This is a genomic window from Bradyrhizobium sp. SOJA106, assembly GCF_059448745.1.
The window spans coordinates 2,159,882-2,181,899 of the sequence record NZ_CM182549.1; the positions used below are offsets into that span (position 1 = coordinate 2,159,882).

20 protein-coding genes, 1 tRNA gene and 1 pseudogene are annotated in these 22,018 nt (G+C 62.5%); 11 read left to right on the plus strand and 11 right to left on the minus strand.

All coding sequences use genetic code 11. The features are described 5' to 3' along the window. Positions 1 to 68: 68 nt before the first annotated feature. A complete protein-coding gene (locus tag AC5V87_RS09505) occupies positions 69 to 425 on the plus strand; it encodes a hypothetical protein (protein WP_495370781.1) in 357 nt (118 codons plus the stop codon). Positions 426 to 1,583: 1,158 nt separating this feature from the next. Here AC5V87_RS09505 and AC5V87_RS09510 read toward each other — a convergent pair. Beyond that, positions 1,584 to 1,796, minus strand: a complete 213-nt coding sequence (locus AC5V87_RS09510; protein ID WP_495370782.1) for a hypothetical protein — start codon at positions 1,794 to 1,796, stop codon at positions 1,584 to 1,586. Between the two features lie 1,473 nt (positions 1,797 to 3,269). Here AC5V87_RS09510 and AC5V87_RS09515 point away from each other — a divergent pair. After that, complete coding sequence (locus AC5V87_RS09515) at positions 3,270 to 3,491, plus strand: hypothetical protein (protein ID WP_495370783.1); 222 nt, start codon at positions 3,270 to 3,272, stop codon at positions 3,489 to 3,491. A gap of 967 nt (positions 3,492 to 4,458) precedes the next feature. Here AC5V87_RS09515 and AC5V87_RS09520 read toward each other — a convergent pair. The 3 genes from AC5V87_RS09520 to AC5V87_RS09530 all read right to left on the minus strand — a co-directional run bounded on the left by AC5V87_RS09520 (position 4,459) and on the right by AC5V87_RS09530 (position 5,720). After that, a complete protein-coding gene (locus AC5V87_RS09520) occupies positions 4,459 to 4,803 on the minus strand; it encodes a hypothetical protein (RefSeq protein ID WP_495370784.1) in 345 nt (114 codons plus the stop codon). A 243-nt stretch (positions 4,804 to 5,046) separates the two neighbouring features. Then, positions 5,047 to 5,526, minus strand: a complete 480-nt coding sequence (locus AC5V87_RS09525; RefSeq protein ID WP_495370785.1) for an alpha/beta fold hydrolase — start codon at positions 5,524 to 5,526, stop codon at positions 5,047 to 5,049. After that, on the minus strand, positions 5,523 to 5,720 hold the full coding sequence (locus AC5V87_RS09530) for an alpha/beta fold hydrolase (RefSeq protein WP_495370786.1): 198 nt from the start codon (positions 5,718 to 5,720) through the stop codon (positions 5,523 to 5,525). The genes AC5V87_RS09525 and AC5V87_RS09530 overlap by 4 nt, the downstream gene beginning before the upstream one ends. 256 nt (positions 5,721 to 5,976) lie before the next feature. Here AC5V87_RS09530 and AC5V87_RS09535 point away from each other — a divergent pair, with 256 nt between their 5' ends. Beyond that, a complete protein-coding gene (locus tag AC5V87_RS09535) occupies positions 5,977 to 6,240 on the plus strand; it encodes a hypothetical protein (RefSeq protein WP_495370787.1) in 264 nt (87 codons plus the stop codon). 133 nt (positions 6,241 to 6,373) lie between these two features. Beyond that, entirely contained in the window at positions 6,374 to 6,520 is a 147-nt protein-coding gene (locus tag AC5V87_RS09540; RefSeq protein WP_495370788.1) for a hypothetical protein, read from the plus strand. A gap of 494 nt (positions 6,521 to 7,014) precedes the next feature. Here the strand turns inward: AC5V87_RS09540 and AC5V87_RS09545 are convergent, their stop codons facing one another. Beyond that, positions 7,015 to 7,281: a hypothetical protein gene (locus AC5V87_RS09545; RefSeq protein ID WP_495370789.1), complete on the minus strand. Its 267-nt coding sequence runs from the start codon at positions 7,279 to 7,281 to the stop codon at positions 7,015 to 7,017. 585 nt (positions 7,282 to 7,866) lie between these two features. Between AC5V87_RS09545 and AC5V87_RS09550 the strand changes: the two genes are divergently transcribed. Together AC5V87_RS09550 and AC5V87_RS09555 are read left to right on the plus strand one after the other, a co-directional pair. Continuing rightward, positions 7,867 to 8,088 (plus strand): LuxR C-terminal-related transcriptional regulator, encoded by a 222-nt coding sequence (locus AC5V87_RS09550; protein ID WP_495370790.1) that lies wholly within the window; start codon positions 7,867 to 7,869, stop codon positions 8,086 to 8,088. Between the two features lie 305 nt (positions 8,089 to 8,393). Next, a pseudogene (locus tag AC5V87_RS09555) lies at positions 8,394 to 9,502 on the plus strand (IS630 family transposase). Between the two features lie 916 nt (positions 9,503 to 10,418). Here AC5V87_RS09555 and AC5V87_RS09560 read toward each other — a convergent pair. Further along, positions 10,419 to 10,494: transfer RNA gene (locus AC5V87_RS09560), tRNA-Ile, on the minus strand. 339 nt (positions 10,495 to 10,833) lie between these two features. Beyond that, entirely contained in the window at positions 10,834 to 11,808 is a 975-nt protein-coding gene (locus tag AC5V87_RS09565) for a Bug family tripartite tricarboxylate transporter substrate binding protein (RefSeq protein ID WP_456840361.1), read from the minus strand. 107 nt (positions 11,809 to 11,915) lie between these two features. On the opposite strand from AC5V87_RS09565, the gene AC5V87_RS09570 reads away from it, so the two are divergent. Continuing rightward, complete coding sequence (locus AC5V87_RS09570) at positions 11,916 to 12,878, plus strand: TAXI family TRAP transporter solute-binding subunit (RefSeq protein ID WP_456840360.1); 963 nt, start codon at positions 11,916 to 11,918, stop codon at positions 12,876 to 12,878. A 126-nt stretch (positions 12,879 to 13,004) separates the two neighbouring features. Here the strand turns inward: AC5V87_RS09570 and AC5V87_RS09575 are convergent, their stop codons facing one another. Together AC5V87_RS09575 and AC5V87_RS09580 are read right to left on the minus strand one after the other, a co-directional pair. Then, a complete protein-coding gene (locus tag AC5V87_RS09575; protein ID WP_456840359.1) occupies positions 13,005 to 14,219 on the minus strand; it encodes an ABC transporter substrate-binding protein in 1,215 nt (404 codons plus the stop codon). Between the two features lie 99 nt (positions 14,220 to 14,318). Beyond that, the gene (locus AC5V87_RS09580; protein WP_456840358.1) at positions 14,319 to 15,212 is read right to left on the minus strand and encodes a substrate-binding domain-containing protein; all 894 of its coding nucleotides are present in this window, start codon (positions 15,210 to 15,212) and stop codon (positions 14,319 to 14,321) included. Between the two features lie 391 nt (positions 15,213 to 15,603). Here AC5V87_RS09580 and AC5V87_RS09585 point away from each other — a divergent pair, with 391 nt between their 5' ends. Genes AC5V87_RS09585 through AC5V87_RS09595 form a run of 3 tightly spaced genes read left to right on the plus strand, consistent with a single transcriptional unit; the run spans position 15,604 to position 19,561 of the window. Next, positions 15,604 to 16,437: an ABC transporter substrate-binding protein gene (locus AC5V87_RS09585; RefSeq protein WP_495370791.1), complete on the plus strand. Its 834-nt coding sequence runs from the start codon at positions 15,604 to 15,606 to the stop codon at positions 16,435 to 16,437. A 54-nt stretch (positions 16,438 to 16,491) separates the two neighbouring features. Beyond that, positions 16,492 to 17,598, plus strand: a complete 1,107-nt coding sequence (locus AC5V87_RS09590) for a molybdopterin-binding protein (RefSeq protein ID WP_456840356.1) — start codon at positions 16,492 to 16,494, stop codon at positions 17,596 to 17,598. A gap of 13 nt (positions 17,599 to 17,611) precedes the next feature. Next, positions 17,612 to 19,561 (plus strand): molybdopterin biosynthesis protein, encoded by a 1,950-nt coding sequence (locus AC5V87_RS09595; protein WP_456840355.1) that lies wholly within the window; start codon positions 17,612 to 17,614, stop codon positions 19,559 to 19,561. 303 nt (positions 19,562 to 19,864) lie between these two features. Here AC5V87_RS09595 and mobA read toward each other — a convergent pair whose 3' ends face one another. Both mobA and fdhD read right to left on the minus strand, forming a co-directional pair. After that, entirely contained in the window at positions 19,865 to 20,521 is a 657-nt protein-coding gene (mobA, locus tag AC5V87_RS09600; protein ID WP_456840354.1) for a molybdenum cofactor guanylyltransferase MobA, read from the minus strand. Further along, positions 20,502 to 21,392 (minus strand): formate dehydrogenase accessory sulfurtransferase FdhD, encoded by an 891-nt coding sequence (gene fdhD, locus AC5V87_RS09605; protein WP_456840353.1) that lies wholly within the window; start codon positions 21,390 to 21,392, stop codon positions 20,502 to 20,504. The genes mobA and fdhD overlap by 20 nt, the downstream gene beginning before the upstream one ends. A gap of 93 nt (positions 21,393 to 21,485) precedes the next feature. Here fdhD and mobB point away from each other — a divergent pair, with 93 nt between their 5' ends. After that, on the plus strand, positions 21,486 to 22,013 hold the full coding sequence (mobB, locus tag AC5V87_RS09610) for a molybdopterin-guanine dinucleotide biosynthesis protein B (RefSeq protein WP_456840352.1): 528 nt from the start codon (positions 21,486 to 21,488) through the stop codon (positions 22,011 to 22,013). Positions 22,014 to 22,018 lie beyond the last annotated feature (5 nt).

A 22,018-nucleotide genomic window follows, 5' to 3' on the forward strand; every position in this document is an offset into this window, starting at 1 on the left:
TTCATGTTTTGCGCTTTCGCTACCGCGATGTATGTTGGTTGAAAGTAGCACATCGTGGCTGAGGTGAGATGAGATTCACAGCGCGCCGGTTAGTCCTCGGCATCGCAACAGCGCTCTTGATTGGCAATGTATCGGCGCGCGATCCAGGCGGCCAATATTCCAGCTCACCCCTTAAAGAATGGTTTGATCAGCTAAGCAGCGGCAAGGGCCGTTGTTGTTCGGTGGCCGATGGCCACGCTGTCGCCGATACGGATTGGGATTCCAAGGATGGGCATTATCGCGTCCGTTTAATCGGCGAGTGGGTCGATGTTCCTCACGACGCAGTAATTACGGAACCAAACCGCGCTGGTCGGACGATGGTTTGGACTCTGGACCCAGTAGATGGTTTTGGCATCCGCTGCTTCATACCTGGAAGCATGAGCTAACTACCAGACAGTTATTCCTGTCGCTGCGTCGAGGCCTCTCCCCAACTTGCCGCCGACGGCTCGGCGGCTGATGGCTGGGAGTGCCGCACGGCGGGGCGGCGTCCGCGGATTGTGGCGAATGAGCTCGACTGGGAGGCAGAGCGCCTCAAGCCCGTCATGAACACATGCTGCCGTTCCTTCGCATTGGTCGTTCGCTCCCGGAGAGGTCTCGCATCCTGTTTTGCATTTGAACGGCAAATATCTTTCGACTTGAGAGAATTGGCATGCTGCGTCGTACCTCTCTCGGCATAATTTGTGCGTGCGCGCTTGACTGGCCATGGCAGCGAAGCCCAGCCTCGATGAGGGGTCACGGGGACGTCATTGTTGTCGCGACGAGCTTGCAATAGCCGCAGCCCAACACAAAACTTCGACGATCCCGATCGTCATGTCGCCCGTACCGTCGGACCTTCGGCCACGTCTTCTAAACTGTCCTGAGCTATTCTCGTGGCATGGACGACGATGATGTACCTGCGGGGGGTGGGACCGCTCTTCGAGGGAGCTATGCCCGTCGAGCCGCTTGGATGGTGCGGTTTGACCGCGCATCTGAGCCTAGTCGATCGCCGCACCCGACGCGGGTTGAACAACCCAATCGCGTTCTCGATAAATCGCGTCGGCTCGCGCCTCCGCGCCCATAAGCTCGGACGAGGCCACGTTGCCGAGAAGCCGCAACTTGCGCCGATCTTGGTCACCGGAAGAGGAGGGGCGATTAATCTCCCGTCTTGGCGACGGAGCCACTGCCAACGAAATTGGAGAACGGCTAGGTCAGACGCGTCAGTCGGTTTACGCTCGCCTCCAGCCTTTCAGAGGCAGCGGTGGCATTGCTCTTTCGCCCGCTACCACTTCAATCCTCAGGCCATCACGCGCCGCACACGCATGTCTCCCCAGAATTACTCTGGCAGAGACCCTCACGGCGGGGGCGATCCGCAAGTATCGCGTTGCCGCGGCGGAGGGCCCAAAAAACGAGACTGGCAGCGCCTCATGACCCACCGGCGTCGAGCGGTAACCGGGCATCAACCGAGACCGGCTTACGATAGATCATCGCGGATTGGTGACGAGTACCGCGGTACGCATGGGCATTGAGAACCCGCTGGCTGTCGAGGCCGGCGGGTTTTTCGTTGACTAGTTTTCTCTGTAGGGAATACCGAGGTTATTGCAGGCCGCCGCGAATGACGCTTTTGCCTTGGCGTCTTCAAAGCAGAACTTGGTGCCGACCTGCGCGCGGTCAGTCCACCAGCCAACATTTGCACCTTTGGCGATACGAAAGGCTTCGGCGCGCAAAAGGTCCAGTTGCCTGCCGGCAGCTCGGACAATCAGGCAATTTTCTTCAGACATAGGTATTGTCTCCAACGGCAACGAACCACAAAGTTGTCAATTGAACGGAAAACGTTCGCCGGAGCGGCTGTCAGCAAAAGGCCGCAGCAGTCCTCGTGCTGCGGCCACTTCTCAAAATCAAAACAAGTAGAATATGCGCCAGCTCCGGTAAGAATTTCCTAACACATGTCCGCCGCCAGTCGCGAACCATTTCGCCAGTTCCGACTTGGAACTTTTTAGGCCATTCGCCCCCGGCGCTCTGACCACAATTGGATCGGCAGCCGGGAGCATTGGGCTGGGAAATAAGCCGTGCCATGTTGGCTCTCACGGTGCAATCCTTCGACTGATACTGATTTCGGAACGCCCACGGGAACGCAGGAAGCTTGATCCGATACGAGCAACATCTTAGAGCCCTCAAGAGTGCCGCGCCGATCGTGCGGAACGTCGCGGCGCCGGCGCAGGGGCGTACCAGAGCGGCACCTGCGGCCCTTCCTTTATCAGCAGAGCTGTGGGAATTTGGATACACATCCGGGAATAATCGGCAAGCGAAGAAACAGCTGATCGGAAATGTGCTTGTGTCTCGCGGGTGACGGCCTCTGTCCCAGGAGGCAAGAGCCTGTCCGGAGGCCCCAGCATCATCATGCCCCCCGGCCCGATGCTGGGGCCACCACGGGCGCCGTGTCTGTACGAGGCGTCGATTGGACGAGACTTGGAGAGTCCTGTTTGCGATCAGTGCGACGGCTGTTGTCGCCGCTGGCTCATTCTTCGCCGTCCGGTTTATTATCGGTTTGCACCTGTGACTTCGATCTGAATTGATCACTGCCCGGGTGGCCTACGATTGCAAGTCGTGCATCGCCGCGCTCGAAGTCGGGGCCGAACGTCGGCTCCCCGAGAGCCGCACCCCTGACAGACAAACCGCGGCTGGAGATCTGACAACCGGACGTCATCAGCCCAGCGATCAGCGCTCAGTTCAACGCGGTGTCCGCAATGGCAGTAGACTAGGACGCCGCGCGAGCCCGTCTCACGCATCTCCGCCGAAGGTGATCTTGAACCGGCGACCGTCAGCATGCGTGGGCTTGGGGCGTCGGACTGGGCGAGGCATGCCGCCATTCAAGCGGCATCGTAAGTACCTCGCAAATTTTAGATCGATGGTGGCCTCGAACCCGCGCGACCTACAGCCTCTTGTGGGTGTGGAAAAGCAAAGCCTGTCTGTCACTCAGAGAGAGCGATCGAGGGCACCGGTTATATCCAAAGGCATACATACCCGATTGCCGGATGTTCCTAGACCTTAGCACGCCTCGGCGGCCCCCCATTACTGTCGAGGCCTCCAACGTCTCCGGCGGGTTGTGCTGGGGCGTTTTTTTTCGGCCAGCGATCCGCACCCAGCGCAACGCGGTGCCCGCAATGTGGAAAGTCTCACAGCTGTCAATTGCGAACTTAGGAACGAGACCTCGGCTTTCACATTCCCTCTGAAGTGCAATCGGGAGCCTCAGCATGGCAATCCAAATCGTGATGGATCACAGCGGCGATAGCCAGCACTTCTTCGACAACTCCAATGCAGAAGCATTGGCAGAGGCGGAGAAGCGTTTTCTGGAATTTGCCCTCAAAGGATATACAGCGGCGGTGCGGAAGGGGCCCGGTGAGATAACCAGGATCACCGCGTTCGATCCGACTGCCGAAGAGACACTGTTTTTCCCGCGGCTCGTGGGCGGGTGATGATCTGGTGACGAGAGGGCTTCAACGCATCGGCCTGTGGCTCCATCGAAGCGTCGCGATTGGCAGACTTTATCAAGCAGCTAAGGCCGAGAAGACGATTCAGGCTTGTGCGCTGCGACTGCTGCGTTCCTGGCTTTCGCCTGAGCAAAGGGCAGAGTTCTATACCAGGGGTACTTCGATGTGGTAGGATGCGACAGCGGGAAGCGTTACCGCATCCGGCAGGGAACATCCGGGAATATCAACGAAGACGAGTACGGGCGGCTCGGCACGGGCTGGTGTTTCGTCCCGCTGGGTGGCTTGGTCGAGGGCGATGTCATGCTCGCTCAAAAGATAGCTAAAGATAGCTCTCGAGACGGAGGAGGAGCGCGCTTTAAGCGTTGCCAACAACTTCCCGGGACCGATTCGGTGGCGCCTACCAGGTCGTCGTTCATCAGAGAGGAGAAGTTTGGGTAGGCAGCACGACGATGAGACGTTTCAAGATCTCTGTAGCTAAGTCAGCAATCACCAAAGCGAAGTCATCCTCAATCTCCGCAGCGGTGCTTTCGTCCTTCGCATACACGTACAAGAGCGGTCCGTCGACTTCAGCAAATCCGACGCCGGCGAACAGGCGATAGAATACAGTCGCGCCAAGCGAATTGGAGGAAACGCTTGCTGTCTGCGGGGGCGGTTCTCACGCGCTCCACTCGACGCAACATGATCGTGTAGGTCCTTTCCGCCAGCAATTTTTCCAGCCTGTTGAAATTGCCGGAAGCGCCTGAAGATAAAGGTATATTTCTGTTGCTGCCGGACGGGCGAGAGGCCCGTCCGAACTTGCGGGGCCCTAATAGGCCCTCGTTTCACATGGCGCTGGCGCGGGTCGCTCCCGTCCCCTGTCGCCCGGTTGCGCTGTGCGGCCTTCCTGTGGCCTTGCGCCTGCTGTCTGCCTACGTCGTGCTGTTGATGCGGAGCGCGAGAAGAGAGCCCGTGCTCAATCGGTCAGGTTGAGCGTCTTATCGGCGCAGACGTTGATGCTGGAAGCATCCGCCGATTGGCCGTCATCGAACGTCCCGCGCAGATCGAAGCGGCAATCGCTGGCCGGTGGCAGTTTAGCTGACGCTTGCTTGCCGGGTTTCAGCGGGCCGAGTACTTCCTTCCAGTCTGCAGAGCCAGACTTGGTCGCCTCCAGCTGGACTAGATCCGCTTTGCGCGAGTTCGTCACTGTGACGATGACCGCGCCCGCTTGATGTGCCTTGGGCTTCGGCGCGGCCTGTGCGGCGGTAAGGTCGAACAGAGTTGCTCCCACGAGCGCTGCAGCAAGTGTCCGAGTGTTCATCGGATTGTCTCCGGTTGGCCCCCAGCAGCGACTGTCTCATTCTTCAACGCGAACTCGTCCCGGCTATGGCCGCTTCGTGTGTTTTAGAGATCAAGGTGAAGAAATCCTTTCACCTCGAAGCGCGGCGCTCCCGGCGCGCAGTGCAGCCCTCCTGGCACACTCGCGCCATGATGCCGATTGCCTGACGCGCCGTCGCTCGACAATTGGGATTCTAGGTCAAGCCGATGCCGTGCGGATCGGTTGCTAACCAGTGCAGCGTGTCTCAACCGATGCAACGTGCGCACGGATGAGCCTTGCGACATCCGACGCATGGGTCGCAATCATGAAATGGCTGGCGCCGGGAACGGTCACCAGCGACGATCTGGAGACTGCGTTAGTCAGCAGCTCGGCGACGTGCTGAACGACTGGATGACCGCGCTCGCCTCGCACGAAGAGGCTTGGCGCAGTGATGTTCGCATAGGCGGCAAGCGGCACATCGAACCCCCGCCCCGACGACCAGTCGAGAAGGTTCGTCGGCGTGGTGGCAACAATGTAGTCCCGGGTCCGGGATGGAACGGCGTCAAAGCTGCCGTCGCCGCCGCAGAAATCGATGATGCTTCGCGCAGCCAGCGGCTTTCCGTCGTCACACGCGCGAACATAAGCGTCGGCCACCGCGCGCACTTGCTCGTACAGCGCGAGATCGCCGGAGTGGCGAAGCAGATTGAATGGGGTTGCCTCGATCAAGGCATGCTTGCGACCTTAGTCTGGTCACGGAGGACTGTCGCCAAGCATGCCGTGGCACCCCACGAATGCCCAACGAGGTGGACAGCACTATTGGTGCGCTGGATGACTGCCTCGATGATGTCGATCTCCCGTTCGATAGAAATGTCGTCCGGGGTGCGGCGCTCTATAGTGTCGCCATAACCGAGCAGGCTCATTGCCACCGCCCGAAAGCTGTCTCCTAAGAGAGCGATCACGCCACGCCACAGCGCTCCTTGGAGCCGAGCTATCACCAGTTCGGGTGTTCCCTAAAGCACGGTGAAGGAACCCTTTAGCTCATAAGGACGCGCGTTACCGGCAGAATGATCCGCAGCGATTGCCGTCGTCAAAAGCCACGCGGCCTTGATTGGACACCGCGCACACTCGGTGCGTTCATGTGATCTGAGGCTATTGCTTGGCTGGGAATATCGCTGCATGTGGAACTGGATGATGCTCGGGCTGGAAAGCAACCGCGTGATCGGCCTGCGGATGGCGAAGCTGATGCGGGGCGGCAAAGCGGCGCAACGCGAAGCCCAGCGCATGGTCACTGAAAAGATGTTTGCTGCGGCGCAGGCCGGTACAAGCCTGATGGCTGGAGCATCCGGAGATAAGATTGTTGCGCAGTATCGAAGGAAGGTGGCGGCCAACGTCAAACGGCTCAGCCGCAAACGAATACGCCGCAAGCGAAAATCGCGCTGATCCCTTGGGCGCAGCATAGGCGGGATGCGCGGCGACGTTCCAAAGTTCACAAATGCACAATTCATTTTTGGAGCGAGGAGCGACCCGCCACAGCCACCGTTGGCCGACCGCCTTGAATTGCTTCCGAGTCAGCATGTCGCAGGACAAGAAGTCCAAGAAGCCTACGGAACCAGCAAAATCGCGCGAGGAAGAAGCTCGCGAGGTCGCGCAAGAATATGCCGATCAGCAGCGCGAGTTCATTGACAAATTTCGCAAGCGTCAGGACGGGCACGCTCGGTAAGTTGCATGGGGTCGCGCCGCCGGAGAGACAATGAAGCCGGAAGAACACTAAACAGGGGCGCTCTTACCGCTTCGGCACTCTGATTTCCCGGACCGTCAGCTCGGCCAGAGCGATGGCATCACTAACGCCGCGCATGTAAATGTCCATCATCCTCTTGGCGACGGGATCACAAATCGGATCGCTCCGATCCACCAAGTCGAGCTTGCGCAGGCGTGGTGGAAGGCCAGCCGCCGGACCGCATCATCCTTGCCGAGAGCGCAATTGTGTCGTCGCAAAAAATGCGGCGCCACCTCGGGGGCTGAGTTGGGGTTGATTCTACGGACCAGCCGATGGGGATCGTACTGGCCCAGGGCCCAAAGTGCACCGGGCTGGGCTTTCTAGCGATATAGCATCCGATGTATGGCGTGGCGCGACCGGCTTGCGTAGGAACTTTGGAACTAACGTTTCAAACCGGGCGCATCGCGCGGTGTCAGCGTCGCGTGCGGGAGTTGGTGCTACTGACGTTGATCTTTCAACTTGGTTGACGATACGCCCCGTTGAAGGGCATCCAATGCGCTGCGTACGTGTTGTGCGGCTTTCTTACTGCCGGTCTTTTCAATTTCTTCCAAAGCCCAAATCAGGTGCTGCATCGCAGCTTGGAGGCGAGGATCGGTCGGAGATGTCATCGACCCTGCATATCCAACTAAATTTCGTTCGTCGCCTCTCAGGCCCGCATAGGGGAAATGCGGGAAAAAGCGGAAGTTCACAAATGAACAGTTCATGTTGATGAACGGTCAGTACCTACTCGCCCCATTGTCCCCCAGATAGACACATCCGGGTCGCTCCAACGCACACATCACCGTTGATCTAAATCAAGCTTGAACGCAGCGCCACACGAAACGATGGAAATGCAGTGGGAGCTGGCCAAGTCACCGGAGCAAAGGGCATGAGATGCGGAACCGGATTGGTCGTTGCTACTCTGCTGGCAGCCGGAGCACACCCAAGCGATGCCGCCGTGCGGATCACAGATGATCCCGGTGGTTGATCGAGAAGTATATATACAGGTATGAGCGGCTGCGCGCTTCAGGGCAGCGTGTAGTCATCGATGGTCTCTGCGCGTCTGCTTGCACGATTGTCTTGGCGACCTTGCCCTCCAACAGGATTTGCGTCACTTCGCGGGCCGAACTAGCTTTCCACGCCGCCTGGGATATTGGGCCTCACGGAAGGCCTATTACAAACTCCGGCGCAACACGCATGATGTATCTGATGTATCCTGGTCCGGTGCGCCGTTGGATCGCCCAACGTGGCGGGTTAACGCGCCGAACCATATTCCTGAGCGGAAACCCGCTACAAGCGATGTATCGCTCATGCCCGTCCTGAGCCAGCGCGAGAAGAAGCTTCTGAGACGACTGGCTCAAGGCAAGACTGACCGGCAAATCGCGACCGAGATCGGGGGCAGAAAAGATCAAATCGGATTGCAGCGGCAAAGGCTGATTGAACGACTGCAAATCCGGTCGCAGGAACAGCTTGAGGCTCGAGCCGAGGAATTTGCTTGTTGGCCGAAACGAACAGGACGGCGAGAGCCTTAGCCAAGCACCGTCCGCGCTCGATCGATGTGGTCAGTACCGATATCCATAAGGATACTGACCCGGGCAGACGTAGTTGCCGTAAGTGTCGTATGTGCAGTTGTTGTAACCGCCGTAATAAACCTCCGGCGCGCATGCCGCCCCCATGGAAGCCTCCGCCACCGCGGAACCCACCGCCGCCGCCACGTCGAGGTCAGCACCCGAAAAGAGCCTTCGCCTCGCGCAGTAATCAGTTTTTGACCTAGTCATCTGGAACGCAAGTTCGTCGCATTAGTTGATAGCTCGAATCTCTGTAGAGGAGAGCGCTTGTGGCGAATGCAGGTATGAGAGGCCGACCGATTGCGCCGTTAGTGCTGAGCCAGCAGGAGCGGACGTACCTGGAGAGGCAAGTTCGTCGTCATCGCGTTGCCCGGTCGCTATCTGAGCGATGCCGCGCGATCCTGCGATGTGCGGACGGCTTGCCAAGCAAGTCTGTGGCTGCCGAACTCGGCCTCCACGAACACACCGTTGGGAAGTGGCGGCGCCGATTTTTGAAGGATCGCTGTGACGGCCTGCTTGACGAGGCCCGCCCTGGTCGCCCTCGAACCATCAACGACGATCAGGTTGCCGCGGTGATCGAGCGGACGTTGCGGACGACGCCAGCCGATGCGACGCACTGGTCGATCCGCTCGATGGCTGCGGAAACCGGCTTTTCCCACACCACGATCCGCCGAATGTGGGCGGCGTTCGGCTTGCAGCCGCACCGTAGCCAGACATTCAAGTTATCGAGCGATCCGCTGTTCGTCGACAAGGTACGCGAATCGTCGGCCTTTATCTGTCCCCGCCGAACCGAGCCCTTGTCCTCAGCATCGATGAGAAAAGTCAGATTCAGGCACTCGATCGCGAGCAGCCGGTCTTGCCGATGATGCCTGGCGTACCGGAACGTCGCACGCACAGCTATGTGCGGCATGGCACGACCACGCTGTTTGCTGCACTTGATGTCGCCTCGGGGTTTGTCATCGGCAAATGCTACAAGCGTCACCGGGCGGTCGAGTTCTTGAAGTTCCTCAAAGAGATCGACGCTCAAGTCCCTGAAGGGCTCGAGGTCCATATCGTCATGGACAATTACGCCACCCACAAGACACCCAAGATCAAAGCGTGGCTCGCCCGCCGGCCGCATTATCATATCCACTTCACGCCGACTTCCGCGTCATGGATCAATCAGGTCGAGCGCTAGTTCGCTGAGCTCACCAGAAAGCAGATCCAGCGAGGTGTTCACACCTCCGTCAGGCAGCTCGAGGCCGACATCCGTACCTTCATCGACCTGCACAACAAAAATCCCAAGCCCTTCAAATGGACCAAGTCCGCAGACCAGATTTTGGCTTCCGTCAAACGCTTCTGTCACAAAGCTCAGCAGACTTTATGTGGCGAACTTTAGATTCACGTGACCAGATCAAAGTCGATCGCAGGCTCGATTCTTAATCGTGCACGTTCCCGATGGGAACGGGACGCATTTGCCACTACGGCTGCCGGTGCAGTTGGTGGCGTCCGACATCGGTCAAGTATCCGCCGAGTGTGCGCACTCGGCGCCATCTGCTCCATCGTCGCGCGATTAAATGTGACGCCGTACTCGTCTGTCGGGGAAAACTTTCGTTCGCTTCGACAGTCAATAATCGCTGGCGGCCGACGTCTGCCAGTCATCGACTTAGCGGTGCTGTGTGATTATCTACCGGGTGCTGGTCTGGTCGTCAAAGTTGATCCATTGATGTCGCACTGGGTCCGACGACCGCCGGCCTAACTCGTGCTCGGCCTGCATCAGACGGACCTGCTGAAGGACCACAACCTCACTACGTTGAGACTGAAATTGAGGACGCGCATGGACGACAAACGATGGCATTGACTTCTTAACTTTGAGGAGGCTGAAACCAAGAAACGTGGGGTCGCGTCGGCCAAAGCTACCGGACCGAGGTATCCGTGCTCGAGTTGGCATGTTGGGGAACGAGTCCCTCCCTTAGGCCTGCGTTGTCGTTGGACGAGCGCTCCTCGAGACACGGGAGCGATTACCGCGGCGTTCAGTTACGAGCATCCATCGGTGCTACGCTGCGACAGGCCGCAGCGACTTGGCTCATGCAGCGAGGCGCGGATCCGTGGCAGCCAGCGAGGTATCTCGGGATGTAACTTGAGGTGCTGTTCAACACGTATGACCATCAAAATCCTGACGATTTGTCCGATGCCGTCGACCGAATCGCCAAGTGCTACCCAGCCAGCGAACGAAAAGCGCACGTATCTGGTGCGATATCTGGTGCGGTGCTTCCGATGAAACGAACCCGGGCTTGATAAGCCACTGATTTCATTGGTGGGCCCGGCAGGACTCGAACCTGCAACCAGACCGTTATGAGCGGCCGGCTCTAACCATTGAGCTACAGGCCCCGCCGCGGGACGGCTAGCGCGTATGCGCGACCGGCAACGGTGCGCGGTTCGTTTACAGGGATGGAGGCGGGGGTGCAATGCTGACAGCCGCGGCGGGAACGCCAGCACGGCTTGGCTCAGTAAATTTTGAATTACCGAAATCGGCAATGATGCCCTTATGCGCCTGTTTTGCCCGACGAGTCAAAGGGTTTTTCGCGGGCCGGCTCGCCCGATCCTGTAAACCATTGTAATCGCTGAAGGTTTCTACTGTGCATGGGGTTGTTTTGATTTTTGATTTGAAGGGGCCCTTCGGCCCCGCCCAATGGCTTGGTTGCGAGCCGCAAGCTCGCCACTAGCCCACTAGTCCACCGAGACGCCGGCGAACTCCACCACCTTGCGCCACTTCTCGGTCTCGTCGGCGACCAGCTTGCCGAACTCGGCTGGCGCCATTGGCTTGGGGATGCCGCCGTTCTCGGTCAGCCGCGCGATCACCTTCGGGTCCTTCAGCGCCTCGCCGACGGCCTTGTTGAGGATCTCGATCACCTCGCTCGGCGTGCCCTTCGGGGCGGAGATGCCGTAGAAGCCGACCGATTCGAAGCCGGGCACGGTCTCGGCGATCGCCGGCACGTCAGGCACGCTCGGCCAGCGCTGCGGCGAGGTCACGCCAAGCGCGCGGACATTGCCGCCGCGCGACTGCTCGAGCGCGGAGGGCAGGTTGTCGAAGATCAGCTGCACCTTGTTGGAGATGATGTCGGGGAAGGCGATCGCCGAGCCCCGATAGGGCACGTGGATCATGTCGCACTTGGTCATCGCCTTGAACAGCTCGGCCGACATGTGCACCGAGGTGCCGTTGCCGGAGGAGGCATAGGAGATCTTGCCGGGATTGGCCTTGCAATAATCGATGAACTCCTGGACCGTCTTCGCCGGAAACGCGTTGGAGACGACCAGCATGTTGGTGAGCTGCATGATGCTCGCCACCGGCACGGTGTCGCGCAGGAAGTCGAACGGCAGCTTCTTGTACAGCGAGGTCGAGATCGCGTTGTTGGGCGCGACGAACAGCAGCGTGTAGCCGTCGGGGGCTGCGTTGATCGCAGCCGCAGCCGCGATGTTGCCGCCGGAACCGGTGCGGTTCTCGACGATGAACTGCTGGCCGAGCCGATCCGACAGCGCCTGCGCCATGATCCGCGCCACGATGTCGACCGGGCCGCCGGCGGCAAAGCCGATCATCCAGTGCACGGGGCGGTCGGGATAGGCGGCGGAGGCGGGAGGGGAGGCGCTGAAAAGACCTAACAGAACTGCGAGCCCGAAAACACCGTTACGCAAAATTCGCAACATGACGCCTCCCATTGTTCTATTGTCGTTATGGGCCATGCTTTCACAAAAACGGGCCGCTGCCTACATCGCCGCAAGTCGGTGTTGACGCAGGCCCGCCGGGACTGACCATGAGATTCGTAATTCTCCTTCTCGCAGCGGTGCTGCCCTTCACCCCCGTCGTGGCTCAAACCGGAGGCAAGGCCATTCCGACCACGACACTCAGCCTCGGTACCGCGACGCCCGGCGGCGGCTTCCCGCTCTATGGCAATGCCTTCGCCGAGGTGATGAACGCGGCCGATCCGCAAATCACCATCGCGCCGCGCAACACCAAGGGCAGCAACGAGAACATCCCGCTCCTCGAGAAAGGCGAGCTCGATCTCGCTTTGGTCGCGGGCGAGCCGGCCTATGAGGCCTTTGCCGGCATCGGCCGTGCGAAGGTAGCGCTGAAGATTCTCACGGCGATCTATTCCAACCCCGGCATGTTCGTGGTGCGGGCCGACAGTCCCTACAAGACGATCCGCGATCTCGTCGGCCAGCCCGTCGCGTTCGGCGCCAAGGGCTCGGGCCTGCCGATCCTGGCGCGCTATGTGCTCGACGGCCTCGGCCTCAAGCAGGACGAGGATTTCAACGCCATCTATCTCGACCGCGCCGGCGATGGCCCTGCGATGGTCGAGGACGGCCGCGTCGCCGCGCTCTGGGGCGCCGGCATCGGCTGGCCCGGCTTTGCCGCGGTCGCCTCGAGCGCGGCAGGCGCGCGCTTCATCGCACCGAGCGCAGAGGAGATCGCGCGCATCCGCGCCAAGCACGCGTTCCTGAAGCCGCTCACGGTTCCGGCCGGCTCCTATCCGAAGCAGAGCGAGCCGATTGCCTCGCTCGGCTCCTGGAGTTTCGTCCTAACGCGCGAGGACCTGCCCGACGATGTCGCCTATCGGTTGGCGAAGACGCTGCACGGCGTCGAGGCGACGTTCTGCAAGCGGCTCGCGCAGGCCTGCGAGACCACGGCCGCGAACACCGTCGCGGCCGCGCCGAAGACGGAGCTGATCCATCCGGGCGTGATGAAGTACTTTCGCGAGATCGGGGTGGTGAAATAGGAACAGCCACACCCACGGCCGTCATGGCCGGGCTTGACCCGGCCATCCACGCGTCACCGCGGTTGAGAAGAGACGTGGATGCCGGGGTCAAGCCCGGCCATGACGAGTGTGTGTTTCGCTACATCGTCACTTCTTCACGAGCGCGCACGCCGGGTCCGGCGGGCCGAACGCCTTCTCGCCGGAGATCGTCGTGAGGATCTTGTAATAGTCCCACGGGTACTTGCTCTCCTCCGGCGTCTTCACCTGCACCAGCCAGAGATCGTGCACCATCAGATTGTCCTCGCGGATCCTGCCGTTGCGGGCGAAGAAATCCTCGACCGGCTTCTCGCGCATCTTGGCGGCGACCTTGAGCGGATCGTCGGTGCCGGCGTCCTTAATGGCGTTGAGATAGTGGATCACGCTGGAATAGACGCCGGCCTGCCACATCGAGGGCATCTTGTTCATCTTGGCGAAATAGCGCTTCGACCATTCGCGCGTCTTGTCGTCCATGTCCCAATAGAACGACGTGGTCAGGAGCAGGCCTTGCGCGGCTTGCAGGCCAAGGCCGTGGATGTCGGTGATCAACGCCAGCAGTGCCGCCATCTGCTGGCCGCCCTTGAACACGCCGAACTCCGAGCCGGTCTTGATCTCGTTCATGTTGTTGGGCGGGCCTGCCGCAATGCCGATGATCTTGGCCTTGGAGGCCTGCGCCTGCAGCACGAACGAGGAGAGGTCAGCCGTTGCCAAGGGCGGCTTCACCGATCCCAGCACCTTGCCGCCATTGGCGGTGATGACGCTCGAGGCATCGCGTTCGAGGGAGTGACCGAAGGCGTAATCGTCGGTGATGAAGAACCAGCTGTCGCCGCCGCGCTTGACCACGGCATCCGCGGTGCCGACCGCGAGCGCGCGGGTGTCGAACACCCACTGCATCGCATAAGGCGAGCAGAACTTGCCGTGGAAGTCGGCAGTGCCGGTGGAGTGGGTGATGAACAGCTTCTTCTTCTCGTTGGCGATGTTCTGCACCGCGAGGCCGACGGCGGAGACCGGTACGTCGACGATCAGGTCGACCTGGTCGACGTCGTACCAGCGCCGCGCGAGCGAGGCGCCGATGTCGGCCTTCAATTGGTGGTCGCCGATCACGATGCTGATCGGCTTGCCGAGCACGGTGCCGCCGAAATCGTCGATCGCCATCTGCGCCGCGGTCACCGAGCCCTGGCCGGTCGGCGCGGAGGCGGGGCCGTTCATGTCGGTGAGCACGCCGATCTTGACGACGTTGTCGGACACCTGCGCCGAAGCTGTGCCCGGCAATAGCGCTGCCACCAGGGCAGCCGCGACCGGCAGTCCAAATCTCGCTGGATTCACGTTTGTCCTCCCCTGATCCGGCGCGTTGGCCGGTGTTGCCCCGGGTATGGCCCGGCTGAATTGGTTTCTTTTGCAACTATTAGGGGGCGGGCGTCAATGTCAGGCTGCGAAGCGGATCTGTCCTGCGGGCGAGGGATCATAGCCGGTCAGCTCCTCGGCGCGTTGGCGCAGCCTCCGCTCGTTCAGGAACCTGATCAAGGCCTGCATGGCCGGGCGGAAATAACTGCGCTGCCGCATCGCAAGATCGAAATTCTCCCAGGCCAGCGGCACGAAATCCAGTCCAGCCGAACGTGCCGCCGCCCGCGTCGCGACGCCGCAATCGGCCTGTCCCGCCCGCACGATCTCGGCGAGGTCCGGACCCGTGAGGGCCGGCGCCTCGATCCGGTGCAGATCCCGCGTCGAGGCGCCGGCGCGCTTCAGCAGCACGTCGAGCAGCATCTGCGCGCCAGTGCCCTGTTGCCGCATCGCCATCCTGGCGCCGAGCGCGAGCACGTCGGAGAGGCCGCGCAGCCGCTTCGGATTGCCCGGCGCCAGCACGAGGCCCTGCTCGCGGCGCACGAATGCGACCAGCACGGCATCGTGCAGGTCCGGCGCGTCGCGCAGCGCCGTCGCGCTGGCGTCAGCGGCAAGATTGCCGTCGGCGTCGAGGCTGTGGAAGTGCACCGCGGCTGCCATCACCTCGTCGCGCTGCAAGCGCTCCAGCCCGCGCGCGCTGCCCTCGGTCATCGATCCCAGGCCCGAGCCGGATTCGCGCAGGCTCCAATCCAAGAGCTCGTCCTGGCTGCCGCCCACGACCGGCGGCGGCTCCGCGATCAGCATGCCGGCGGGCCGCGCGAGGCCCGAGAGCACCCAGAGGTCGAGTTCGTGCCGCGGGAAGAGCCACTTTCCGGTCACCTTGCTGCAGGGGATCGCGCCATTGGTGACGAGTTCGTAGAGCTTGCGTTCGCCGAGCCGGAGATAGTCGGCGGCTTCGCTGGTGGTCAGGAATTCCATCCTGCATTCCTATGCAAATTCTTGCTTCTTTTTGACGCTCGACGCAGGTGGAATTCTGCATTTCAATTTCTGTACAATGGAACCATGCACGTTGATTTCGTTGCTTTGCAACACATCCGCGCCGGCGATTTTTGCTTTGGTGAACGATCCTGTGCACGCGCATGGCGGGGGTTGCGATCGCGATCGAGATAAACGTCGCGGCGTTGCCGAACTTTCCCGAATGTCGCGCCTCGACGCGAGCGCGCCGGCGCGCGGCGACGTCTGCTGCTGTGGTGATTGGACTGCAGCTCTATCTTTTGTTGCCGAGACCCGACTGGCGATGCGAAATGCGTCACGAGTGCGGCGCAATCGATCATCATCATGATCGCGTCATATCCGAGGGAACCCGTCCATGGCCGTTCGCCGCTTGTCCGCTCTGCTTGCGCTTCTCTGCGGCCTTGGCGCAGCCGTTGCGGCGTCATCCGCCGAGGACCGCGCGATCGTGCTCGCGACGACGGCATCGACGCAGGAGTCCGGCCTGCTCGACTATCTCCTGCCGATCTTCCGCGACAAGACCGGCATCGACGTCACCGTGATCGCGCGCCGCGCCGACGAGGTGCTCGAGGGCGCGCGACGGGGCGAAGCCGACGTGGTGCTGATGCACGCGCGGCCGCAGGAGGAGAAATTCGTCGCCGACGGATTCGCATCGAAGCGCTACGACGTGATGTACAACGACTACCTGCTGATCGGGCCGAAGAGCGACCCCGCCGCCGTGAAGGGCAAGGACATTGCGACCGCGCTGAAGGCGATCGAGGCCAAGGGCGCGCCGTTCGTGACGCGCGGCGATCGCTCGGGCACCCACGCAGCCGAGCTCGCGCTGTGGATCGTCGCCGGCATCGACATCGCAAGCGCGAAGGGCGCCTGGTATCGCGAGGCTAGGCAAGGCATGAACGCGGCGCTCGAGGCCGCGCGCGCCGCGAACGCCTATGTGCTGTCCGATCGCGGCAGCTGGATCGCCTTCAAGGAGCGCGGCGGTCTCGACGTCGTCGTCGAAGGCGACAAGCGGCTGCTCAACCAGTACGGCGTGATGCTGGTCAATCCCGAGAAGTTTCCGGACGTGAAGAAGGAGCTCGGGCAGACCTTCGTCGATTGGCTGACCTCGCCGGAGGGACAGACCGCGATCGCCGGCTTCAAGGTCGACGGACAGCAGCTGTTCTTTCCAAATGCGGACAGGTCGGGCGGCTGATGTCCGCACCGCCAGCGGTTGCCAAACCGGGCGATGCATGGTCCATCATGGCGCATGACCCAGCGCCTGCCGCCCTCGCTCACATCGCTCGACGTTGCGCTCGCCGCATTGCTGCGCGGCGTCGATCCGCTTGCGCCGGTGGATTTGCCGCTGACCGAAGCGGCCGGCTGCATTGCGGCGGGCGCTCCGCTGCTTCCGGCCTGTCCGCTGCGCGACATCGCCGCCGCGGACGGCTGGGCGTTCCGCGCCAATGATCTCGTCGGCGCCTCCGCCTATTCGCCGCTGCCTCTCACAGGGACGCCTGCCTGGGTCGAGGTCGGTGATGCGATGCCTGCGGAATGCGACTGCGTGCTCGATGCCGATGCGGTCGAGGTGTTGGGGCCGCTGGTCCAGGTGCTGGCCGAAGGTGTGCCGGGGCAGGGCGTCAGGCGCGCCCGAAGCGATGTCGCGGACCGCACGCCTGCCGGGCGACAGGGGCACCCGGTCAGCGCAGCCGATCTGTTCATCGTGCGCATCGCGGGTTTGGCAGAGCTCAGCGTGCGGCGGCCGCGGCTGCGCATCGTCAATGTGCCGGGCGCAACGATAGCGGCGCATATGGTCGCCGAGATGGCGCGTGCGGCGGGGCTGGACGTGACGACGTTCGAGGCCGGCGCGCGTGATCGGGCATCGATTGCCGCTGTGCTCGATGTCTCCTCTTGCGATGTGCTGCTGACGGTCGGCGGCAGCGGCATCGGCCACCGGGACGCGGCCGTCACCGCGCTGGCCGAGCGCGGCGATGTGCTCGCGCACGGAATTGCGCTCCAACCGGGACGTACCACGGCCGTGGTGCGGCTTGGCAAGGTTCCCGCCGTGGCCCTGCCGGGATCGCCGGATCATGCCCTCGCGGCCTGGTTCGCGCTGGTGCTCCCCCTGATCGATCGTCTGTCGGCGCGTCAGCCGCGCAGACAGGCGACCTTGCCGCTCGCGCGAAAAATTGCGTCCAGCGTCGGCATCGCCGAGATCGCGCTGCTCGCGAGGGAACATCAGACATGGATGCCGATTGCGGTCGGCGACTGGCCGCTTCAGGCGATCGCCCGCGCGGATGCATGGCTGCTCATTCCCGGCAGCCACGAAGGATTTGCGGCGGGCGCGCCGGTCGATGCTTATCTGATGCGGGAGTGAGATGGGTTCCGGCATGACGATGTTCCCAAAACCGCCAGACCGCAGCGGGCTCGAACAGGAGCAGTTCCTGAAGGTTCTCTCGCGCGAGGAGGCGCTGGCGCGCTTCGAGGCGGCGTTGTTCCCGCGTGTTCTTCCGAATGAGACGCGCAAGCTCGGTGCTGCGCTCGGCGCGGCACTCGCCGAAGACATCACCGCACCGATCGATGTGCCGCCGTTCGACCGTTCCAATGTCGACGGTTTTGCCGTGCGCTCGTCCGACCTCGCCGCGGCCGGCGAAGGCGCGCCCGTTCGCCTTGCGCTCAACGGTGAGACCATCCATTGCGGCGCCGCGCCGGCGCTGCAAGTGGCAGCGGGAACCGCAACGCCCATTGCGACGGGCGGTCCGTTGCCGCGCGGCGCCGATGCGGTCATCATGGTCGAGCACACCCAGCCGGCCGGCTCGGATGCGATCGAGGTCCGCCGCGCGACATCTCCCGGCCAGTTCGTCTCCTATGCGGGCTCCGACATCGCGCGCGGCGAGGCGCTGCTGCGCGCCGGCACACTCGTCGGCTCGCGCGAGATCGGCATGCTCGCGGCCTGCGGCATCGCCGAGGTGAAAGTCGCACGCAAGCCGCGGGTTGCCGTGATCTCCACCGGCGACGAACTGGTGCAGTCCGGCGAAGCGCTTGCGCCGGCGGCGATCTACGACACCAACGGCGCGATCGTCGCCGCGGCGATTGATGAGAATGGCGGCGAGGCGGTCTTCCTCGGCGCCATTCCCGATGATGAGGCAAAACTCGAAGCCGCCATGCGCAGCGCGCTGGCGGCCTCCGACATGCTGGTGCTCTCAGGCGGGACCTCGAAGGGTGCCGGCGACCTGTCACATCGCATCATCGGCCGGCTCGGAGAACCCGGCATCATCGCGCACGGCGTTGCGCTCAAGCCCGGAAAGCCGCTGTGCCTTGCGGTGTGCGACGGCAAGCCGGTGGTGATCCTGCCGGGCTTTCCGACCTCGGCGATGTTCACCTTTCACGATATGATCCTGCCGGTGCTGCGCAAGCTGGCCGGATTGCCGCCGCGCTCCGATGCCAAGGTGAATGCGACGGTGCCGGTGCGCATCGCGTCCGAGCTTGGCCGCACCGAATTCGTCATGGTCTCGCTGGTCGAGGGCAAGGACGGCCTGATCGCCTATCCCTCCGGCAAAGGCTCCGGTGCGATCACGTCCTTCGCGCAGGCCGACGGGTTCCTGCGCATCGGTGCGCTGGCCGACCAGATGCCGGCCGGGACTGAAGCGGAGGTGACGCTGTTCACACCACATGTGCGCGTGCCCGATCTCGTCATCGTCGGCAGCCACTGCACCGGCCTCGATCTCGTCACGGCGCAGCTCGCGCATGCCGGATTCACCGTCCGCTCGATCGCGGTCGGCAGTCTCGGCGGGCTCGCGGCGGCCAAGCGCGGCGAATGTGACCTCGCGCCGATCCATCTGTTCGACGACAAGAGCGAGACCTACAATGTGCCTTATCTCGTCGACGGGCTTGAGCTCGTGCCGGGCTGGCGGCGGATGCAGGGCATCGTCTTCCGGAAGGGCGACAAGCGTTTCGACGGGCTCGGCGCGAAGGAGGCGGTTGCCGCTGCCCTCGCTGATCCGACCTGCATCATGGTCAACCGGAACCAGGGCGCCGGCACGCGCATCCTGATCGACCGGTTGCTCGGCGGTGCGCGGCCCGAAGGCTACTGGAACCAGCCGCGCTCGCACAATGCGGTGGCCGCGGCGGTCGCGCAGCACCGCGCCGACTGGGGCATGACCATTGCGCCAGTCGCCCATGCGGTCGGGCTCGGTTTCATTCCGTTCTCGGAAGAGCATTACGACTTCGCGCTGGTGATGGCGCGCGAGCAGCGGCCGGCGGTGCAGGCTTTTCTCGATGCGCTCGGCTCGGATGAGGCGCGCGCCGCACTGCAGCACGCGGGCTTCCGGCCCGCGTAGACGACGCGGCGCTCGAGCCGGACGATGTCGGGCTTGCTAAGCCGTTTCCTGCGATTGATCGTATCCGAAACATCGATGGCGAAATCGACAACTTCGAATATGACATCCAAGAGGGAGTCGGCCATGGCTCATCCCGGCAACGTATCGATCATTGTTCGTTCCCTTGCGCGGTCCGGTTCACGGCCACGAGCTCCGCGCAGCGCGCCAAGGCGCGATGGCAATAAAGATGAATGATCATCGCGCTTAGCTTATTGTGAGCATGATCTTGTCGGAAAACCGATACCCACTTTTCCGGATCGTGCTCTAGGCTGCGTCATCCAGCGCGGCCAGCCGCTCGGCCTCGGCGATGTCCTCGACCGTGTTGGCATTGAAGAACGGATCGAGCGGCGCGGTCGGCCACGTCACCGTCGCCAGTGGATGACGCGCGGTCCAGCGGTCGATCTTGCGGAGGTCCTCGACGACAAGGGCGTGGCGTAGCTCGTCGCGCAAGGCGACGCGCCACAATCCGATCACCGGATGCGTCTGATCGCCGGATGCGGCGACCGCGAGCTGCGCGTTGTCTCGCTCTCGTGCCTGGTGCAGCCGCGCGACGAGATCACGCGGGAGGAACGGGCAATCGCCGGCGGCGCTCAGCACCCATTCGATTTCCGGGCGATTCGATGCGGTCCAGTCGAGCGCGGCCAAAATGCCGGCGAGCGGGCCGGGATAGCCCGGGACATTGTCGGCGACGACCTGCAGGCCGAAGGCGGCGAAGCGCGCGGGATCCCCATTCGCATTGAGGATCAGCCCGCTGCATTGGGGTGACAGGCGCGCGATCACGCGCTCGAGAATGGTGCGGCCGCCGATCGTGCGCATCGGTTTGTCGCCACCGCCCATGCGCCGCGCGAGGCCGCCCGCGAGCAGCACGCCAAGAGTTGATGGAATACTCGTGGCGGGGATGTCAGTCGTCACCACCTTCACCCTTGCGCTTGTGCTTGGCCGACTCCTCCTCGACGTAAGCGAGGTTCTGGTCGTAGACGATCCGCTCTTCGCCGGCGAGCACGATGAAGCGCTTGCCGCGGGTGCGGCCGACCAGCGTCAGGCCGACCTGCCTTGCGAGATCGACACCCCAGGCGGTGAAGCCGGAGCGCGACACCAGGATCGGAATGCCCATCCGCACGGTCTTGATCACCATCTCCGAGGTGAGGCGTCCCGTAGTGTACAGGATCTTGTCGCTGGCATCGACGCCGTGGCGGTACATCCAACCGGCGATCTTGTCGACGGCGTTGTGGCGGCCGACATCCTCGGTGTAGCAGAGCGGCGTGCCCTCTTTGCACAGCACGCAGCCGTGGATCGCGCCGGCTTCCAGATACAGTGAGGGCATGGTGTTGATGGTCTGCGTCATCTGGTACAGCCAGGAGGTGCGCAGTTCGGCCTTCGGCAGCGCCACGCTCTCGACGGCCTCCAAGAGATCGCCGAAGGCCGTACCCTGCGCGCAGCCCGAGGTCTGCGTGCGCTTCTTCAGCTTGGCTTCGAAATTGGTGTGGTGCTCTGTGCGCACGACGACCACCTGGAGGTCGTCGTCGTATTCGACCTGGGTGACTGCGTCATTATATTTCAGCATGTTCTGGTTCAGCAGGTAGCCGAGCGCCAGATATTCCGGATAGTCGCCGATTGTCATCATGGTGACGATCTCCTGCGCATTCAGGTAGAGCGTCAGCGGCCGCTCCATCGGCACCTTGATCTCGACCCTGGCGCCGGTCTGGTCGGTCCCGGTCACGCTCTGCGTCAGGCGCGGGTCGTCCGGATTGGGAACGATGAGGGGCACCGGGGCTTTGTCGATCTTCATCATAGCCGTGACGTTAGCATGACATTCGGGTCAAGCCGATATAAGCATGCTCACCATGATGGAGAAGGCGGTTCCGGCCGCGGAGATCTAGATGCGATGAAAGTCATCGGCCTTGCAGGCTGGAGCGGTGCGGGCAAGACCACGCTGTTGACGCGGCTGATCCCGCATTTCAACACGCGAGGCCTGCGTGTCTCCGTGATCAAGCACGCGCATCACCGGTTCGACGTCGATGTGCCTGGCAAGGATTCCTGGCGCCATCGCGAAGCGGGGGCGGCCGAGGTGCTGGTGGCATCGTCAAACCGCTGGGCCCTGATGCACGAGTTGCGCGGTGCGGCGGAGCCGCGGCTGCCGGAACTATTGAGCAAGCTGTCCGCCGTCGATCTCGTCGTGGTCGAGGGCTTCAAGCGCGAGCCGCATCGCAAGATCGAGGTGCACCGCGCCGCCAACGGCAAGCCGCTGCTGTTTCCGGACGATCCCGGCATTGCCGGGATCGCGACCGACGTCGCGATTGACACGCGGCTGCCGACTGTCCATCTCGATGACATCGAGGCTGCCGCGGCGCTGATGCTGCGTGCGGCGATGCCGGTCGAAGAAGCGGTGGCCAAAAGCGCCGCGATGCGCTGACGAGG

What these genes read in the sequence shown, in the direction of transcription:
- AC5V87_RS09505 (WP_495370781.1), top strand. Translation starts at nt 69, where the DNA reads ATGAGATTCACAGCGCGCCGGTTAGTCCTCGGCATCGCAACAGCGCTC.
- AC5V87_RS09510 (WP_495370782.1), bottom strand. Translation starts at nt 1,796, where the DNA reads ATGTCTGAAGAAAATTGCCTGATTGTCCGAGCTGCCGGCAGGCAACTG.
- AC5V87_RS09515 (WP_495370783.1), top strand. Translation starts at nt 3,270, where the DNA reads ATGGCAATCCAAATCGTGATGGATCACAGCGGCGATAGCCAGCACTTC.
- AC5V87_RS09520 (WP_495370784.1), bottom strand. Translation starts at nt 4,803, where the DNA reads ATGAACACTCGGACACTTGCTGCAGCGCTCGTGGGAGCAACTCTGTTC.
- AC5V87_RS09530 (WP_495370786.1), bottom strand. Translation starts at nt 5,720, where the DNA reads ATGAGCCTGCTCGGTTATGGCGACACTATAGAGCGCCGCACCCCGGAC.
- AC5V87_RS09535 (WP_495370787.1), top strand. Translation starts at nt 5,977, where the DNA reads ATGTGGAACTGGATGATGCTCGGGCTGGAAAGCAACCGCGTGATCGGC.
- AC5V87_RS09540 (WP_495370788.1), top strand. Translation starts at nt 6,374, where the DNA reads ATGTCGCAGGACAAGAAGTCCAAGAAGCCTACGGAACCAGCAAAATCG.
- AC5V87_RS09545 (WP_495370789.1), bottom strand. Translation starts at nt 7,281, where the DNA reads ATGAACTGTTCATTTGTGAACTTCCGCTTTTTCCCGCATTTCCCCTAT.
- AC5V87_RS09550 (WP_495370790.1), top strand. Translation starts at nt 7,867, where the DNA reads ATGCCCGTCCTGAGCCAGCGCGAGAAGAAGCTTCTGAGACGACTGGCT.
- AC5V87_RS09565 (WP_456840361.1), bottom strand. Translation starts at nt 11,808, where the DNA reads ATGTTGCGAATTTTGCGTAACGGTGTTTTCGGGCTCGCAGTTCTGTTA.
- AC5V87_RS09570 (WP_456840360.1), top strand. Translation starts at nt 11,916, where the DNA reads ATGAGATTCGTAATTCTCCTTCTCGCAGCGGTGCTGCCCTTCACCCCC.
- AC5V87_RS09580 (WP_456840358.1), bottom strand. Translation starts at nt 15,212, where the DNA reads ATGGAATTCCTGACCACCAGCGAAGCCGCCGACTATCTCCGGCTCGGC.
- AC5V87_RS09585 (WP_495370791.1), top strand. Translation starts at nt 15,604, where the DNA reads ATGGCCGTTCGCCGCTTGTCCGCTCTGCTTGCGCTTCTCTGCGGCCTT.
- AC5V87_RS09590 (WP_456840356.1), top strand. Translation starts at nt 16,492, where the DNA reads ATGACCCAGCGCCTGCCGCCCTCGCTCACATCGCTCGACGTTGCGCTC.
- AC5V87_RS09595 (WP_456840355.1), top strand. Translation starts at nt 17,612, where the DNA reads ATGACGATGTTCCCAAAACCGCCAGACCGCAGCGGGCTCGAACAGGAG.
- fdhD (WP_456840353.1), bottom strand. Translation starts at nt 21,392, where the DNA reads ATGATGAAGATCGACAAAGCCCCGGTGCCCCTCATCGTTCCCAATCCG.
- mobB (WP_456840352.1), top strand. Translation starts at nt 21,486, where the DNA reads ATGAAAGTCATCGGCCTTGCAGGCTGGAGCGGTGCGGGCAAGACCACG.